Origin of the sequence: Streptomyces naganishii JCM 4654 (assembly GCF_014650575.1) — a bacterium.
Taxonomy (GTDB): Bacteria; Actinomycetota; Actinomycetes; order Streptomycetales; family Streptomycetaceae; genus Streptomyces; species Streptomyces naganishii.
Map to the genome: position 1 here is coordinate 117092 of NZ_BMVF01000016.1, position 15548 is coordinate 132639.

Below are 15548 nucleotides of genomic sequence, written 5' to 3' on the forward strand. Positions count from 1 at the left end.
CATGACAGACGCGGAGGGCCGCCCGTGGACGGCTCTCAGCCCTTGAGTGCGGCCGCGATCGCCTCGGCGACCGGGGTGGTCGGGCGGCCGGTCAGACGGGACAGGTCGCCGCTGTCGACGACCAGTTCCCCCTTCTCGATGGAGGCGTCCACGCCCGCGAGGATCGCCGCGAAGGGTGCGGGCAGGCCGGCGCCGGTGAGGATGCCCTGGAACTCCTCCACGGAGACCGGGCGGTAGACGATCTCCCTGCCGGACTGGCGGCCGACCTCGGCGGCGAACTCGGCGAAGCTCCACGCCTCGTCACCGCCCAGCTCGTACGTCCGCCCCTCGTGCCCCTCGCCGGTGAGGACCGCTACGGCGGCGGCCGCGTAGTCGGCGCGCGAGGCGGAGGAGACCCGGCCCTCGCCCGCGGCCTGCACGACGGCGCCGTGCTCGAGCACGGGGGCCAGGTTCTCGGTGTAGTTCTCGTGGTACCAGCCGTTGCGCAGCAGCACGTAGGGCACGCCGGAGGCGAGCAGCGCCTCCTCGGTGCCGCGGTGGTCGTCGGCGAGCGCGGCCTTCAGGGTGCCGGGGGCGCTGGTGTAGGCGAGCAGGGCCACGCCGGCCGCCTTCGCGGCGTCGATGACGACCCGGTGCTGCCCGACGCGGCCCTTGTCGAACTCGTTGCCGGAGACGAGCAGCACCTTGTCGCCGGCGGCGAAGAGGCCGTCGAAGGTCTCGGGCGCGTTGTAGTCGGCGACCGCGACGCGCACACCGCGCGCCGCGAGGCCGGCGGCCTTCTCCGGGCTGCGGACCACGGCGGTGACCTGGTCGGCCGGGACCTTCTCCAGCAGCTGCTCCACGACGTGGCGGCCGAGGTGCCCGGTGGCTCCGGTGACGACGATGCTCATGGGAGATCTCCTTGCGGGGGGTCGGTTGCCCACTAACCCTAGGAGCTGCGCTCTCCTTTAGAAAGTACCCACTTTGAAGTAAGGTACTGGCATGGCGGTAAGTGAGAGGGCGGCGGCCGTACGCGCGGAGGCGGGGGAGCAGCTCTGCCCCTACCGTCTGGTCCTGGAGCACGTCACCAGCCGCTGGGGCGTCCTCGTCCTGGTCGGGCTGCTCGAGCGTTCGTACCGCTTCAGTGAGCTGCGCCGCGCGATCGGCCGGGCGGTCGACCGCAACGTCAGCGAGAAGATGCTGACCCAGACGCTCCAGACCCTGGAGCGCGACGGCCTGGTCCACCGCGACGCCAAGCCCGTGATCCCGCCCCGGGTCGACTACTCCCTCACCCCGCTCGGCCGCGAGGCCGCGGAGCAGGTGCGGGCGCTGACCCTGTGGACCGAGGCGCGCATGGCGGACGTGGAGCAGGCCCGCAAGGCGTACGACGAGGCCCGGGCGTCCGCCGCCCGGGCCTCGTGAACGTAATCCGCGCGGGCGCTCAGCCGACGACCGTCCAGGTGTCCCCGCCCGCCAGCAGCGCGGCCAGGTCGCCCTTGCCGCGCTGTTCGACGGCGGTCTCCAGCTGGTCGGCCATCGCCGTGTCGTAGACCGGGCGGTCCACGGAGCGCAGCACGCCGATCGGGGTGTGGTGCAGGGTGTCGGGGTCGGCCAGCCGGGACAGCGCGAAGGCCGTCGTCGGGGACGCGGCGTGCGCGTCGTGGACGAGGATGTCGGCCTCGTTGTCCGCGGTGACGTCGACGATCTGCAGGTCGCCGGTCCGCGGGTCCCGTACGACGCCGCGCGAGCCGTCGGCGCCGAAGCGGATCGGCTCCCCGTGCTCCAGGCGGATCAGGGCCTCCTCCGCCTGCTGCTTGTCCTTGAGCGCGTCGAAGGCGCCGTCGTTGAAGATGTTGCAGTTCTGGTAGATCTCGATCAGCGCCGTGCCCGGGTGGGCGGCCGCCGCGCGCAGCACCGACGTCAGGTGCTTGCGGTCGGAGTCGATGGTGCGGGCCACGAAGGACGCCTCCGCGCCGAGCGCCAGCGACACCGGGTTGAAGGGCGCGTCCAGCGAGCCCATCGGCGTCGACTTGGTGATCTTGCCGACCTCGGAGGTCGGGGAGTACTGGCCCTTGGTCAGACCGTAGATCCGGTTGTTGAACAGCAGGATCTTGAGGTTGACGTTGCGGCGCAGGGCGTGGATCAGGTGGTTGCCGCCGATGGACAGCGCGTCGCCGTCACCGGTGACCACCCACACGCTCAGGTCGCGCCGGGAGGTCGCGAGGCCGGTGGCGATGGCGGGGGCGCGGCCGTGGATGGAGTGCATCCCGTAGGTGTTCATGTAGTACGGGAAGCGGGAGGAGCAGCCGATGCCGGAGACGAAGACGATGTTCTCCTTGGCCAGGCCCAGCTCCGGCATGAAGCCCTGCACGGCCGCGAGGATCGCGTAGTCGCCGCAGCCGGGGCACCAGCGCACTTCCTGGTCGGACTTGAAGTCCTTCATGGACTGCCGGGCCTCGGCCTTCGGCACCAGCGAGAGCGCCTCGAGCGTACCCGCGCCTTCCGTGGACGTCTCAGCCATCGATGGCCTCCTTCAGAGCCGTGGCGAGCTGTTCGGCCTTGAACGGCATGCCGTTGACCTGGTTGTACGAGTGCGCGTCCACCAGGTACTTCGCCCGCACCAGGGTGGCGAGCTGCCCGAGGTTCATCTCGGGGATCACCACCTTGTCGTAGCGCGTCAGGACCGTGCCGAGGTTCTTCGGGAAGGGGTTGAGGTGGCGCAGGTGGGCCTGCGCGATGGACACCCCGGCCGTGCGCAGCCGCCGTACGGCCGCCGTGATCGGCCCGTAGGTGGAGCCCCAGCCCAGCACCAGGGTGTCCGCCCCGTGCGGGTCGTCGACCTCGACGTCCGGGACCTCGATGCCGTCCACCTTGGCCTGCCGGGTGCGGACCATGAAGTCGTGGTTGGCGGGGTCGTAGGAGATGTTGCCCGTGCCGTCCTGCTTCTCGATGCCGCCGATGCGGTGCTCCAGGCCCGGGGTGCCCGGGATCGCCCACGGGCGGGCCAGCGTCCGCGCGTCCCGCTTGTAGGGCCAGAACACCTCGGTGCCGTCGGCGAGCGTGTGGTTGGGTCCCTGCGCGAACTGCACCCTGAGGTCGGGCAGCTCGTCCAGCTCGGGGATGCGCCACGGCTCGGAGCCGTTGGCCAGGTAGCCGTCGGAGAGCAGGAAGACCGGGGTGCGGTACGTCAGCGCGATCCGCGCCGCCTCCAGCGCCGCGTCGAAGCAGTCGGCCGGCGTGCGGGGGGCGACCACCGGGACGGGGGCCTCGCCGTTGCGCCCGTACATCGCCTGGAGCAGGTCGGCCTGCTCGGTCTTGGTCGGCAGGCCCGTCGACGGACCGCCGCGCTGGATGTCGACCACCACCAGCGGCAGCTCCAGCGACACCGCGAGTCCGATGGTCTCCGACTTCAGCGCGACGCCCGGGCCGGAGGTCGTGGTGACGGCGAGCGAACCGCCGAAGGCGGCTCCGAGCGCGGCGCCGATGCCCGCGATCTCGTCCTCGGCCTGGAAGGTGCGCACGCCGAAGTTCTTGTGCCGGCTCAGCTCGTGCAGGATGTCGGAGGCCGGGGTGATCGGGTACGACCCGAGGAACAGCGGCAGGTCCGCCTGCCGGCCCGCGGCGACCAGGCCGTAGGCCAGGGCGAGGTTGCCGGAGATGTTGCGGTAGGTGCCGACGGGGAAGGCCTTGGCGGCCGGGGCGACCTCGTAGGAGACCGCGAAGTCCTCGGTGGTCTCGCCGAAGTTCCAGCCCGCGCGGAAGGCGGCGATGTTGGCGGCCGCGATGTCCGGCTTCTTGGCGAACTTCGACTTCAGGAACTTCTCCGTGCCCTCGGTGGGCCGGTGGTACATCCAGGACAGCAGGCCCAGCGCGAACATGTTCTTGCTGCGCTCGGCCTCCTTGCGGGAGAGCTCGAACTCCTTGAGCGCCTCCACCGTCAGAGTGGTCAGCGGCACCGGGTGGAGGTTGTAGCCGTCCAGCGAGCCGTCCTCCAGCGGGGAGGCCTCGTAGCCGACCTTCTGCATCGCGCGCTTGGTGAACTCGTCGGTGTTGACGATGATCTCCGCGCCGCGCGGCAGGTCGCCGATGTTCGCCCGCAGCGCCGCCGGGTTCATCGCGACCAGCACGTTCGGCGCGTCGCCCGGGGTCAGGATGTCGTGGTCGGCGAAGTGCAGCTGGAAGGAGGACACGCCCGGCAGGGTTCCTGCGGGGGCCCGGATCTCGGCCGGGAAGTTCGGCAGCGTGGACAGGTCGTTCCCGAAGGACGCCGTCTCGGAGGTGAAGCGGTCGCCGGTGAGCTGCATGCCGTCACCCGAGTCGCCCGCGAACCGGATGATCACCCGGTCCAGACGGCGGACGTCCTTCGCCCCGGCCGCCTTGCGCTGCTCTCCTACGACGGCTCCGTCGGCCTGCTCCGCTGGACTGCTGACCTGGCTGGTCACTGAACTGGACCTCCTTCGAGGCGGCTGCGCGGGAAGGTCTTCGACGAAGACCTCGAAGACCTCGAAGACCTCGGGGACCTTCCCAGGACCTTCCCGCTTTCGACCTTCCCGTTTTTGACCTTCCCGCTTTCAACCCTACGACCGTCGTGGTCGCCTTCCCCGGACCGTTCGCATACTGGACGCGGCCGTGAGACGGTGACCGGGACGGCGCCGAAACTGCCGTGGTGCACGGGTGCGCGGCGTTCCACCGAGCCTCCTGACACAGTTTCAGCCCATCAGGAGTTCAGATAGGTGAGCACGGCCAGAACACGCCGGTGATCCCCGTCACTCTGCGACAGCCCGAGCTTGAGGAAGATGTTGCTGACGTGCTTCTCGACCGCTCCGTCGCTCACCACGAGCTGCCGGGCGATCGCGGAGTTCGTCCGCCCCTCGGCCATCAGGCCCAGCACCTCGCGCTCCCGCGGGGTGAGGCCGGCCAGCACGTCCTGCTTGCGGCTGCGCCCGAGCAGCTGGGCGACCACCTCCGGGTCCAGGGCCGTACCCCCCTGGGCGACCCGCACCACCGCGTCCACGAACTCGCGCACCTCGGCCACCCGGTCCTTGAGCAGATAGCCGACCCCGCGGCTGGAACCGGCCAGCAGCTCGGTGGCGTAGCGCTCCTCGACGTACTGCGACAGCACCAGCACGCCGAGCTCCGGATGCGCCTTGCGCAGCTGCACGGCGGCCCGCACCCCCTCGTCGGTGTGCGTCGGCGGCATCCGCACGTCCGCCACGACCACGTCCGGCAGCGCCGCCTGGTCGTGCAGCTCGGTGATGGTCTTGACCAGCGCCTCGCCGTCGCCGACGCCCGCCACCACCTCATGTCCGCGGTCGGTCAGCAGCCGGGTCAGGCCCTCTCTGAGCAGCACTGAATCCTCGGCGATGACCACCCGCACCCTGTCCTCCACGATCTCCGGCCCCCCACAGCCTCGACGAACATGGTCCAGCATTCCAGCATTCGGACCCTGCCGCGCCGGGGCCGGGAGAAGTGGGGGAGGCCTCCGCGGTTTCGCCGTGCGTTTTCGGCCGTGGTCATGGTCGTGGTCACGGCCGTGGTTCCGGTCGTGGTCACGGCCTTGTGGTGCGGGTGCGGGTCTCGGCCGGTGGGTTGCCGTCCTGCCCGGTTACGGCGCTGAGCGCCGCCATCCCGGCTACGGGGGTGTTCAGCGCCGCCTGCCCGGCTACGGGGTGTTCAGCGCCGCCAGGGCAGTTCCGCCGTCACCCGGGTGGGCCCGCCGGCCGGGGAGTCGACCACGAGGATCCCGTCCACGGCGTCCAGCCGCTCGGCCAGCCCCGCCAGGCCCGAACCCGCGGACACGTCCGCCCCGCCGGCCCCGTCGTCCACGACCTGGAGCATCAGCCGGTCCTCGACCCGCCACACGTCCACCGACGCCGACCTGGCCCCGCTGTGCTTGCTGATGTTCTGCAGCAGCTCCGAGACCGTGAAGTACGCGATGCCCTCGATCGCCGGGGCCGGCCGCTCGGAAAGGTCCACGTCCACCGCGACCGGCACCGTGCAGCGGGAGGCGACCGAGGACAGGGCGGCGTCCAGGCCGCGGTCGGTCAGTACGGCGGGATGGATGCCGCGGGCCAGGTCGCGCAGCTCCTGGAGCGCCGTCTTCACCTCGCCGTGCGCCTCGTCCACCATCCGCGCCGCCGCCCGCGGGTCCTCGGCCAGCTTCTCCTTCGCCAGGCCCAGGTCCATCGCCAGCGCCACCAGCCGGGCCTGCGCCCCGTCGTGCAGGTCCCGCTCGATGCGCCGCAGGTCGGCTGCGGCCGTGTCCACCACGACCCCGCGGTCCGACTCCAGCTCCACCACCCGCGCCGACAGCCGCGACGGCCCGAGCAGCCCGTGCACCAGCACCCGGTCCACCATCGTCAGCGCCCGCACGATCCACGGCGTGGCCAGCGTGAACAGCAGGCCCACCAGCCCGGTGACCCCGATCTCGAACGGGTTGTCGAGGAAGACGCGGTGGTGCTCGTCGCCGTAGAGCTGGATGCCGCCCTGGCCGGCCCACATCGGGAAGACCCAGAACCACAGCGGGTACGTCAGCAGCGTCCAGCCCACCGACCACACGGTCAGGCCCACCACGAAGGAGAACACCGACCACGGGAACTGGAGCACCGAGTAGAGCAGGGCCCGCCACGAGGCGCCGCTCTTCAGCACGGCCCCCGTCCAGGCCAGCACCCCGTGCCGCTTCATCCGCAACGGCTCCGGCTCGGCCACCTCCAGATCCAGCAGGCCGCGCGCCCTGGCCCGCTCCAGCACGCCGAGCCCGCGGCAGCCCGCCAGCGCCGCCGCCAGCACCGGCACCCCGAGGAACGTCACCAGCAGGCCGGCCCCCAGCGACACCATCGTCACGGCGTAGGTGAACATCAGGATGCCCATCGGCAGGCTCAGCAGCACGTACCCGAACTCGCGCCAGCTGCGCGCCTCGAACGGCGCCCGGAGCCCGGCGGGCAGCCGGTGGTTCCGGTGATCCCGGCCGGCGCCGTATTCCTGTCCGTGCCTCGCGTACTCGGTGGCCATCGGCTTAGTCCCGTTCCCCTCGTCGTGCCGTCGTGTCGTCGTGCCGCTTCGCCGGCGGTCGCCTCTCGACGGTCGCCTCCTGGCGGTGCGGCGCGGCTCCTTCTTCCCGCCGTACCCCAGCCTGCTCGGCCGGGCCCCACGGGACCATGGAGCACGTCGGCGTCCTGAACGGGGGGTTTTCCCTACCTGGGGGGCCTGGCGGGGGTACGGCGCGTCGAGGCCGGCTGGCCGGTGGTGCCGAAGGCCGGGGCGGCCTGGGCCGGTGCGGCAAGGCGCCGGCCCCGTTCGCGTTGGCGTGGTGGGCCGGTGCTCGGGTCAGCGGTCATTGACGGCCGCGCGGTCCCTCCACGGGAGTTCCGCCGTGACGGTCGTCGGGCCGCCCGGCGGGGACTCGACGACGAACAGGCCGTCGACGGCGTCCAGCCGATCGGCGAGCCCCCGCATGCCCGTACCGCCGTCGAGCCGGGCCCCGCCACGGCCGTCGTCCCACACCTGGATCAGCAGCCGGTCCTCGGACCGCCACACGTCCACCGACGCCGACCTCGCCCCGCTGTGCTTGCTGATGTTCTGCAGCAGCTCGGACACCGTGAAGTACGCGATGCCCTCGATCGCCGCCGCCGGACGCCTGTCCAGGTCGGCCGTCACCTTCACCGGCACCGTGCAGCGCGAGGCGACCGAGGACAGGGCGGCGTCCAGGCCGCGGTCGGTCAGCACGGCGGGATGGATGCCGCGGGCCAGGTCGCGCAGTTCCTGGAGCGCGAGCTTCACCTCGCCGTGCGCCTCCTCGACCATCGCGGCCGCCGAGTCCGGGTCCTCCAGCAGCTTCTCCTTGGCCAGACCGAGCCCCATGGCCAGGTTCACCAGCCGGGCCTGCGCCCCGTCGTGCAGGTCGCGTTCGATGCGCCGCAGATCGGCGGCGGCGGTGTCGACCACCACTCCCCGGTCGGACTCCAGTTCGGCGATGCGCCGCTCCAGCTCGTCCGAGGGCGACAGCAGGGCGCGCGCCATCGCCCGGTCCACGTTGGTCATCCCGCGCGCGAGATAGGGCAGCACCGGCCACAGCACGAAGAGCGAGGTCAGCGTGACGGCGAAGGTCAGGATGCCCCAGGGCAGCCGGATGAGCTCGTAGAGCGCGGCCCGCCAGGCGACCGGGTCCTTCAGCATCAGCCACAGCCGGCTCAGCGGGCCCTTCGTCCGCGCCAGCGGCAACGGGCTCGGCTCCTCGATCGCCGTCCCCAGCAACGACCTGACCCGGGCCCGCTCCAGCCGGCCCAGCTGCCGCGAGCCCGTCAGCCCGGCCGCCAGCAGCGGCAGCCCGACCACGGTGACCGCGAGCCCGGCTCCGGTGGAGAGGACGGTCACGACGTAGACGAAACCGATCAGGGACATCGGCAGGTTGGAGAGGAGATGCGTGATCTCCTTCCAGGTGGGCAGGTCGTAGGCGAAACGGACCGGGGGCGGGCCGTCCTCGGTGCCGGCCTCCGAACGGGCGCCGGCCGCCGCCCGTTCGGAGGAGGAGATGGGTGCGGTCATAGCCGCTAGCGTGCCGTGCGGCGCGCGAGCGCGCCATGAGGTCGGCCGCCCAGGTCCACGGGGGAAAACCCCACCCCCGCGTCCCACGGTGTGACGGGCTGCTTACCCTCCCTTTATCAGGGCCTAGACTCCCGTGCGTACAGATCGTCGAACACCACGGACATCACGAACACCACGAGGTCAGGGAGCGAGGGACGGACGGTGCCTGAGACGTTGCGGGAGACACCGCGGGGGTCGACCGCCGTCGTCGCGGCGGACTACTTCCACTCCTACTCGGTCGTCGGACTGCTCGCCGTCGTCGGCGTGCTCTTCGTCGCCGTCGCCTTCGGCGCGGGCCGACTGCTGCGGCCGGTGGTCCCCACCCCCGAGAAGCTCCTGACCTACGAGTGCGGCGTCGACCCCGTCGGCGAGGGCTGGGCGCACACCCAGGTCCGCTACTACGTCTACGCCTTCCTCTACGTGATCTTCGCCGTCGACTCGATCTTCCTGTTCCCCTGGGCGACGGTCTTCGCCGCCCCCGGCTACGGCGCCGCGACGCTCGTGGAGATGTTCGTCTTCCTCGGCTTCCTGGCCGTGGGCCTGCTGTACGCATACAAGAAGGGCGTCCTGGCATGGACGTGAACCCTGGCAGGGACGCGGCCCCCGAGCCCGTTCCCGAGCCCGTTGCCGAGCCCGTTCTGCTTCCCGAGCCGAAGCGGCTGGGCGCGCTCGCCCGGCTGGCGCCCGAGCCGATGAAGGTCGTCCTCAACTGGGGCCGCCGCTACTCGCTCTGGGTCTTCAACTTCGGCCTCGCCTGCTGCGCGATCGAGTTCATCGCCGCGTCGATGGCCCGCCACGACTTCATCCGCCTCGGCGTGATCCCGTTCGCCCCCGGCCCCCGCCAGGCCGACCTGATGGTGGTCTCCGGCACGGTCACGGACAAGATGGCCCCGGCGGTCAAGCGCCTGTACGAGCAGATGCCCGAGCCGAAGTACGTCATCTCCTTCGGCGCCTGCTCCAACTGCGGCGGCCCGTACTGGGACTCCTACTCCGTCACCAAGGGCGTCGACCAGATCATCCCGGTGGACGTCTACGTCCCCGGCTGCCCGCCCCGCCCGGAGGCACTGCTCCAGGGCATCCTCAAACTCCAGGAGAAGATCGCCCGGGAGTCGCTGGGCGAGCGGTACGGCACGGATACGGCGGGGCCGTCGGCGGCGGCGCGTCCGTCGGCGGCGGCGCTGCGGAGCGGGCTGGTGCGGCCCCCCGCCCCGGAGGCGGCCGAGGGGACCGAGGGGACCGAGGGGGAGACGCGATGACACCGGCCGGCTGGCTGCCCGCGCCCGCCGAGGAACTGTTCGGCGCGGACGCCACCGCGGAGGAGTCCTACGAGGTCCTGACGGTCGACGTACCGCCGGCCTCCTGGATCCCCGCGCTGCGCACCGCCCGCGACGAACTGGGCTGCACCTACTTCGACTGGCTGAGCGCGGTCGACGAACCGGGCACCGGCATGCGCGTCTGCGCCCACGTCGTCGCCCTCTCCCCGGTACGGCGCCTGCTCCTGCGCACGACCGTTACCCACGAGTCCCCGGCCCTGCCCTCCGCGGTGGACGTCTACGCGGGCGCGGCCTGGCACGAACGCGAGACGCACGAGATGTTCGGCGTCCGCTTCGAGGGCCACCCGGGCTTGGACCACCTGCTCCTCCCCGACACCTTCGAGGGCCATCCGCTGCGCAAGGACTTCGTGCTCGCGGCCCGGGTCGCCAAGGCCTGGCCCGGTGCCAAGGAGCCGGGCGAGTCGGACCACGGCGGCCCCAAGCGCCGGCAGATGCTGCCCCCCGGAGTCCCCGACCCCAACGAGTGGGGCCCCCTGAAGGGCCAGCTCCCGCCCGCTCCGGCCCGCCCGGCCCGGGGCGCCGGCCGTGCGGCGGGCGAACGTCCGGCCCGCGCCGCGGGCGACCGCCCGGTCCGCCGCACCCGCACCGCGGCACAGGGCTCGGCCAGTCAGACCGACCCGGCGGCGCAGACCCCCCCGGAAGCACCGGCCCAGCCGGCGGCGGGCGCCCCCGAGGCCCCGGCGCCCCGCCCGCGCCGGACGCGCAGCGCGAGCCAGGGCTCGGTCAGCCAGACCACGCCCCCGGAGAAGCAGCCCCCGGCCGGCGACACGGCACCGGAAACCCCGGCCCCCGCCACCCCGGCCCCGCCGAGCCCCCCGCGCAGTACGGACGCCCCCTGGCACCACGCCCGCCCGGCCTTCGACGAGCCGGGAACCGCGAGCGAACCCGGGACCGGGGCCGACCGCGCCCCCGCACCCGCACCCGAGCGGAAACCCAGCCCCGACACCGAGGACGGCACGGGTACTGGTACCGGCACCCGCACGGGCGCCGACGCCGGCACGGGCACCGGTACCGGTACCGACGCCCGCACGGGCACCGACGCCGACGCCGGCACCGATGACAGCAGCGACCAGACCGAAGGAGGCCCGCAGTGAACGACGCGGCCGACGTCGCCCTGCGACTCCTGATCGTCTTCGCGGTCTTCCTCACCTTCCCCCTGATAGTCGGTCAGACCGAGCACAAGGTGATGGCCCACATGCAGGGCCGCCTCGGCCCCATGTACGCCGGCGGCTTCCACGGCTGGGCCCAGCTCGTCGCGGACGGGGTGAAGTTCGCGCAGAAGGAGGACGTGGTCCCCTCCGGCGCGGACCGCCGCGTCTTCCAGCTCGCCCCGGCCGTCGCCCTGCTGCCGTACCTCCTCGTACTGCTCGCCATCCCGATCGGCCCCGGTGAGGGCGCCGTCGGTCAGGTCCTGGACGCGGGTATCTTCTTCGTGCTCGCCGTGATGGGCGTCGGCGTCCTCGGCTCCCTCATGGCCGGCTGGGCCTCGGCGAACAAGTTCTCCCTCCTCGGCGGTCTGCGCACCGCCGCCCAGCTCCTCGCCTACGAGCTGCCGATGCTGCTCGCCGCCGCCTCCGTGGCGATGGCCGCCGGCACCGTGTCCCTGCCGGGCATCCTGCACGCCTTCCACTGGTGGTGGCTGCCCTGGCAGATCGTCGGCGCGATCGTCTTCTTCGTCGCCGGACTCGCCGAACTGCAACGCCCGCCGTTCGACATGCCCGTCGCCGACTCGGAGATCATCTTCGGCGCGTACACCGAGTACACCGGTCTCCGCTTCGCCCTGTTCCTCCTCGCCGAGTACGCCGGGATCGTCGTCCTGTGCGGCCTGACCACTGTCCTCTTCCTGGGCGGCTGGCACGGCCCCTGGGGCGCCGAGGGCCTCGGCTGGGTGTGGACCCTGCTGAAGACGGCCGTCCTCGCGTTCGTCGTCATCTGGCTGCGCGTCACCTACCCGCGCCTGCGCGAGGACCAGCTGCAGAAGCTGTCCTGGACCCTGCTCGTCCCCCTTTCCCTCGCCCAGATCGCCCTCACCGGCGTCGTCAAGGTGGTGATCTCCTGATGTCCCGCCCGTCGCCCGACCACCGCCCCTCGGCGACGCCCTCCGGGCGCCCCCGCCTGTCGATCCCCGGCTCCGGCCTGGCCAAGGGCCTGGCCGTCACCCTGCGCACGATGACGAGGAAGACCGTCACCGAGCAGTACCCCGACACCCAGCCCGACCTCCCGCCCCGCACCCGCGGTGTGATCGCCCTGTTCGAGGAGAACTGCACGGTCTGCATGCTGTGCGCCCGCGAGTGCCCGGACTGGTGCATCTACATCGACTCCCACAAGGAGACCGTGCCGGCGGCGGTCCCCGGCGGCCGCGAGCGCAGCCGCAACGTCCTCGACCGCTTCGCCATCGACTTCTCCCTGTGCATGTACTGCGGTATCTGCATCGAGGTCTGTCCTTTCGACGCCCTGTTCTGGTCCCCGGAGTTCGAGTACGCCGAGACCGACATCCGCGACCTCACCCACGAGCGGGACAAGCTCCGCGAGTGGATGTGGACCGTCCCGGCCCCGCCCGCGCTGGACCCCGGCGCCGAGGAGCCGAAGGAGATCGCCGCCGCCCGCAAGACCGCCGAGAAGCTGGCCGAGGCACAGCCGGGGCCCGAGGAGGGAGACGCGTGAGTCTCGCCGCCCAGACGCACGGCTTCCTCACGCCCACCGGCGTCGAGATCGCCTTCCTCCTCGTCGGCCTGGTCACCTTCGGCGCGGCCCTCGTCACCGTGACCACCCGGCAACTGGTTCACGCCGCCCTGTGGCTGGTCGTCGCCCTCGGCGGTCTCGCCGTCGAATACCTCCTGCTCACGGCGGAGTTCATCGCCTGGGTGCAGGTCCTCATCTACGTGGGTTCCGTCGTCGTACTCCTCCTGTTCGGTCTGATGCTCACCAAGGCCCCCATCGGCCGCTCCCCGGACGCCGACTCCGGCAACCGGTGGGCCGCCCTCACCGTGGCCGTCGCCGCCGCGACCGCCCTGGTGTGGGTGGTCGTCGACGCCTTCCGCGCCACCTGGATCGACCTGGACGGCGCCGCAGCCGGCTCGACGAAGGTCACCGGCGCGAGCCTGTTCCAGAACTGGGTGCTGCCCTTCGAGGCGCTCTCCGTCCTCCTCCTCGCCGCCCTGGTCGGCGCGATCGTCCTGTCCCGCAGGGCGAAGGCGACGGCCGCCGCGTCCTCCGCCGCCGCGGACGCCCCCGGCGGGCGGCCCGCCGAGGAAGGGGTCCGCTGATGCACCTCGTCTATCCCGCCGTGCTCTCCGCCCTCCTGTTCTGCACCGGCCTGTACGGCGTCCTCGCCCGGCGCAACGCGATCCTCGTCCTGATGTCCGTCGAGCTGATGCTCAACGCGGTCAACCTCAACCTGGTCGCCTTCGACGTCTGGCTCAGCAAGACGGCCACCGAGACCCTCCACTCCGGCCAGGCCCTGACCCTGTTCACCATCGCCATCGCCGCGGCGGAGATCGGCATCGGCCTGGCGATCGTCCTCGCCGTGTACCGCGACCGCGGCACCTCGGACATCGACCGCCTCCGCGACTCCGCCGAGGGCCCCGGCGACGACCCCGGCCCCGGGGACGCCGCGGCCGCTCAGGACACCGAGAAGGCTGAGGCCACCACGTGACCACGACCACCCTCGCCGTCCTCGTCCCCCTCCTTCCGTTCCTGGGCGCCGCGGCCGGCCTGCTCCTCGGCCGCACCGCCCCCGGCTACGTCCGGCCGCTCGCCGTACTGCCGACCCTGGCCTCCCTCGTCCTGGCCGTCCTGGTCGCCGCCGGCCAGGGCGGCGGCCGGTCCATCGACGCCGCCACCGAGCTCACGCCCACCGGCTCCGTCCCCATCGAACTCGCCCTGCACATCGACGGCTTCGCCGCCCTCGTCGCCGTCCTGGTCGGCGTCGTCGCCACCTGCGTGCAGATCTACTCGACGGGCTACCTGCGCCACGACCCGCGCTACCCCTCGTACGCCGCTCTGGTCTCCCTGTTCACCTCCGCGATGTTCCTCGTCGTCTACTCCGGCGACCTGATCGTGCTGCTGGTCGGCTGGGAAGTCATGGGCATCTGCTCCTACTTCCTCGTCGGCCACTACTGGGAGACCCCGGAGGCCCGCGCCGCCTCCATCAAGGCCTTCCTCGTCACCAAGCTCGGCGACGTCCCCTTCCTGATCGGCCTGTTCGCGCTCGGCACCGCCGCCGGGTCCTTCCGGATCACCAAGGTCCTCGGCACCGTCGCCAGCGGCGGCCTGCATCATCCGACCGTGGTCGCGCTGCTGCTCCTCGCGGGCGTGGCGGGCAAGTCGGCGCAGTTCCCGCTGCACACCTGGCTCCCCGACGCGATGGCGGGCCCCACGCCCGTCTCCGCGCTGATCCACGCCGCGACGATGGTCGCCGCCGGTGTCTACTTCGTCGCCCGTCTCCTCCCCGTCTTCCAGGCCTCCGCGGCCGCGATGACCGTGCTCGCCGTCATGGCCGCCGTCACGATGGCCGGCTCGGCGCTCGCCGCGCTCGCCCAGGACGACATCAAACGCGTCCTCGCCTACTCGACGATCGGCCAGCTCGGCTACATGACCGGCGCGCTCGCCGTCGGCGACCGCGGTGCGGCCGTCTTCCACCTCCTGTCCCACGGCGCCTTCAAGGCGCTGCTCTTCCTCGCCGCCGGCGTGATCATCCACGCCGCCGGCACCAACTCGCTGGCCGCCATGTCCCGCATGAGCAACCTGCGCGACCGCGTCCCGGACGCCTACTGGACGATGACCGTGGCACTGCTCGCGCTCGCCGCGATCCCGCCCTTCAGCGGCTTCTTCTCCAAGGAGTCCGTCCTCGGCGCCGCCGAGCGGGCCGCCACCGGCCACAGTGGCGGAGCCCCCGGCGCGGCCGGCTGGATCGTCCTCGTCGCGAGCCTCCTCACCGCCCTGCTCACCGCCGCGTACGCCATGCGCCTGTGGCTGCTGGCCTTCTGCGGACGGGGCGCGGAAGCCCCCGACCACGGCAGGCAGCCGCTGGTCATGAACGCCGTCCTGTGGGTCCTCGCCGTGCCCTCCCTCGCCTTCGGCGGATTCGCGTTCCGCCTGCTGCCCGACTGGTTCGACGGCCGCGACCTCACCCCGGCCCTGACCACCTCCGTCCTCGGCACGGGCCTCGCCCTGGCCGGCGGCACCGTCTGCTACGGCGCCTGGCGGCACACCACCGCGCTCACGGCCCGCGTCCCGCTCGGCGCGGTCGCGGCCCACCCCGAGGCCGACGCCGCACTCGTCGAGGCCGAGGCCATCGCCACCCACAAGCCCGCCTACGGCGACATCGCCTACGCCGTCGACCCCGCGGATCCCGGGAGGCTGCTGCTCGGCCCGCTGCACCGGCACGCGGCCACCGGCTTCCACCTCGACGCCGTGTACGCGGCCCTCTTCGTCCGCCCCGTCCTGGCGGCGGCCGACCTCGTCCGGTTCCTCGACCGGGAGGTCGTCGAGACCTACGTACGCGGTGCGGGCGCCGTACCCCGCCTGCTGGGGGCCGCCGTACGGCGCGCCCAGACCGGCAATGTGCAGACCTATGTGAGCGCGCTGCTCGCCGGCACCGTCGTCCTCGCGGTCGCCGCCGTCCTCGTCGCCACGGGAGTGTGAGCAGGC

The 15548-nt window shown here is 72.3% G+C and carries 15 protein-coding genes; 9 read left to right on the plus strand and 6 right to left on the minus strand.

Going from position 1 to position 15548, the window contains the following annotated elements; genetic code table 11:
* Positions 1–35 precede the first annotated feature (35 nt).
* A complete protein-coding gene (locus tag IE217_RS26125) occupies positions 36–890 on the minus strand; it encodes an SDR family oxidoreductase (RefSeq protein ID WP_190180407.1) in 855 nt (284 codons plus the stop codon).
* 91 nt (positions 891–981) lie between these two features.
* Here IE217_RS26125 and IE217_RS26130 point away from each other — a divergent pair, with 91 nt between their 5' ends.
* A complete protein-coding gene (locus tag IE217_RS26130) occupies positions 982–1401 on the plus strand; it encodes a winged helix-turn-helix transcriptional regulator (RefSeq protein ID WP_190180408.1) in 420 nt (139 codons plus the stop codon).
* Positions 1402–1420: 19 nt separating this feature from the next.
* On the opposite strand, the gene IE217_RS26135 is transcribed toward IE217_RS26130, so the two are convergent.
* The 5 genes from IE217_RS26135 to IE217_RS26155 form a co-directional block, all read right to left on the minus strand.
* Complete coding sequence (locus IE217_RS26135; RefSeq protein WP_190180409.1) at positions 1421–2500, minus strand: 2-oxoacid:ferredoxin oxidoreductase subunit beta; 1080 nt, start codon at positions 2498–2500, stop codon at positions 1421–1423.
* Entirely contained in the window at positions 2493–4421 is a 1929-nt protein-coding gene (locus tag IE217_RS26140; protein ID WP_190180410.1) for a 2-oxoacid:acceptor oxidoreductase subunit alpha, read from the minus strand. The genes IE217_RS26135 and IE217_RS26140 overlap by 8 nt, the downstream gene beginning before the upstream one ends.
* 275 nt (positions 4422–4696) lie before the next feature.
* Entirely contained in the window at positions 4697–5410 is a 714-nt protein-coding gene (locus IE217_RS26145) for a LuxR C-terminal-related transcriptional regulator (RefSeq protein ID WP_308432772.1), read from the minus strand.
* A gap of 242 nt (positions 5411–5652) precedes the next feature.
* Entirely contained in the window at positions 5653–6990 is a 1338-nt protein-coding gene (locus IE217_RS26150; protein ID WP_190180412.1) for a sensor histidine kinase, read from the minus strand.
* A gap of 315 nt (positions 6991–7305) precedes the next feature.
* Positions 7306–8523 carry a sensor histidine kinase gene (locus IE217_RS26155; protein WP_190180413.1) on the minus strand — a complete coding sequence of 406 codons (1218 nt, stop codon included), beginning with the start codon at positions 8521–8523 and terminating at the stop codon, positions 7306–7308.
* 201 nt (positions 8524–8724) lie between these two features.
* Here IE217_RS26155 and IE217_RS26160 point away from each other — a divergent pair, with 201 nt between their 5' ends.
* The 8 genes from IE217_RS26160 to IE217_RS26195 all read left to right on the plus strand — a co-directional run bounded on the left by IE217_RS26160 (position 8725) and on the right by IE217_RS26195 (position 15542).
* A complete protein-coding gene (locus tag IE217_RS26160) occupies positions 8725–9144 on the plus strand; it encodes an NADH-quinone oxidoreductase subunit A (protein ID WP_229857452.1) in 420 nt (139 codons plus the stop codon).
* Positions 9135–9818, plus strand: coding sequence for an NADH-quinone oxidoreductase subunit B (locus IE217_RS26165; protein WP_190180414.1), 684 nt, complete (start codon positions 9135–9137; stop codon positions 9816–9818). The genes IE217_RS26160 and IE217_RS26165 overlap by 10 nt, the downstream gene beginning before the upstream one ends.
* Positions 9815–10990 carry an NADH-quinone oxidoreductase subunit C gene (locus IE217_RS26170; protein WP_190180415.1) on the plus strand — a complete coding sequence of 392 codons (1176 nt, stop codon included), beginning with the start codon at positions 9815–9817 and terminating at the stop codon, positions 10988–10990. The genes IE217_RS26165 and IE217_RS26170 overlap by 4 nt, the downstream gene beginning before the upstream one ends.
* Positions 10987–11955, plus strand: coding sequence for a complex I subunit 1/NuoH family protein (locus IE217_RS26175; RefSeq protein WP_190180416.1), 969 nt, complete (start codon positions 10987–10989; stop codon positions 11953–11955). Before IE217_RS26170 ends, IE217_RS26175 begins: the two co-directional genes overlap by 4 nt.
* 110 nt (positions 11956–12065) lie before the next feature.
* Entirely contained in the window at positions 12066–12560 is a 495-nt protein-coding gene (locus tag IE217_RS26180) for a 4Fe-4S binding protein (RefSeq protein ID WP_190180462.1), read from the plus strand.
* Complete coding sequence (locus IE217_RS26185; protein WP_190180417.1) at positions 12557–13162, plus strand: NADH-quinone oxidoreductase subunit J family protein; 606 nt, start codon at positions 12557–12559, stop codon at positions 13160–13162. The genes IE217_RS26180 and IE217_RS26185 overlap by 4 nt, the downstream gene beginning before the upstream one ends.
* Positions 13162–13551, plus strand: coding sequence for an NADH-quinone oxidoreductase subunit NuoK (gene nuoK / locus IE217_RS26190; protein ID WP_190180418.1), 390 nt, complete (start codon positions 13162–13164; stop codon positions 13549–13551). The genes IE217_RS26185 and nuoK overlap by 1 nt, the downstream gene beginning before the upstream one ends.
* On the plus strand, positions 13548–15542 hold the full coding sequence (locus IE217_RS26195; RefSeq protein WP_190180419.1) for an NADH-quinone oxidoreductase subunit 5 family protein: 1995 nt from the start codon (positions 13548–13550) through the stop codon (positions 15540–15542). The genes nuoK and IE217_RS26195 overlap by 4 nt, the downstream gene beginning before the upstream one ends.
* Positions 15543–15548 lie beyond the last annotated feature (6 nt).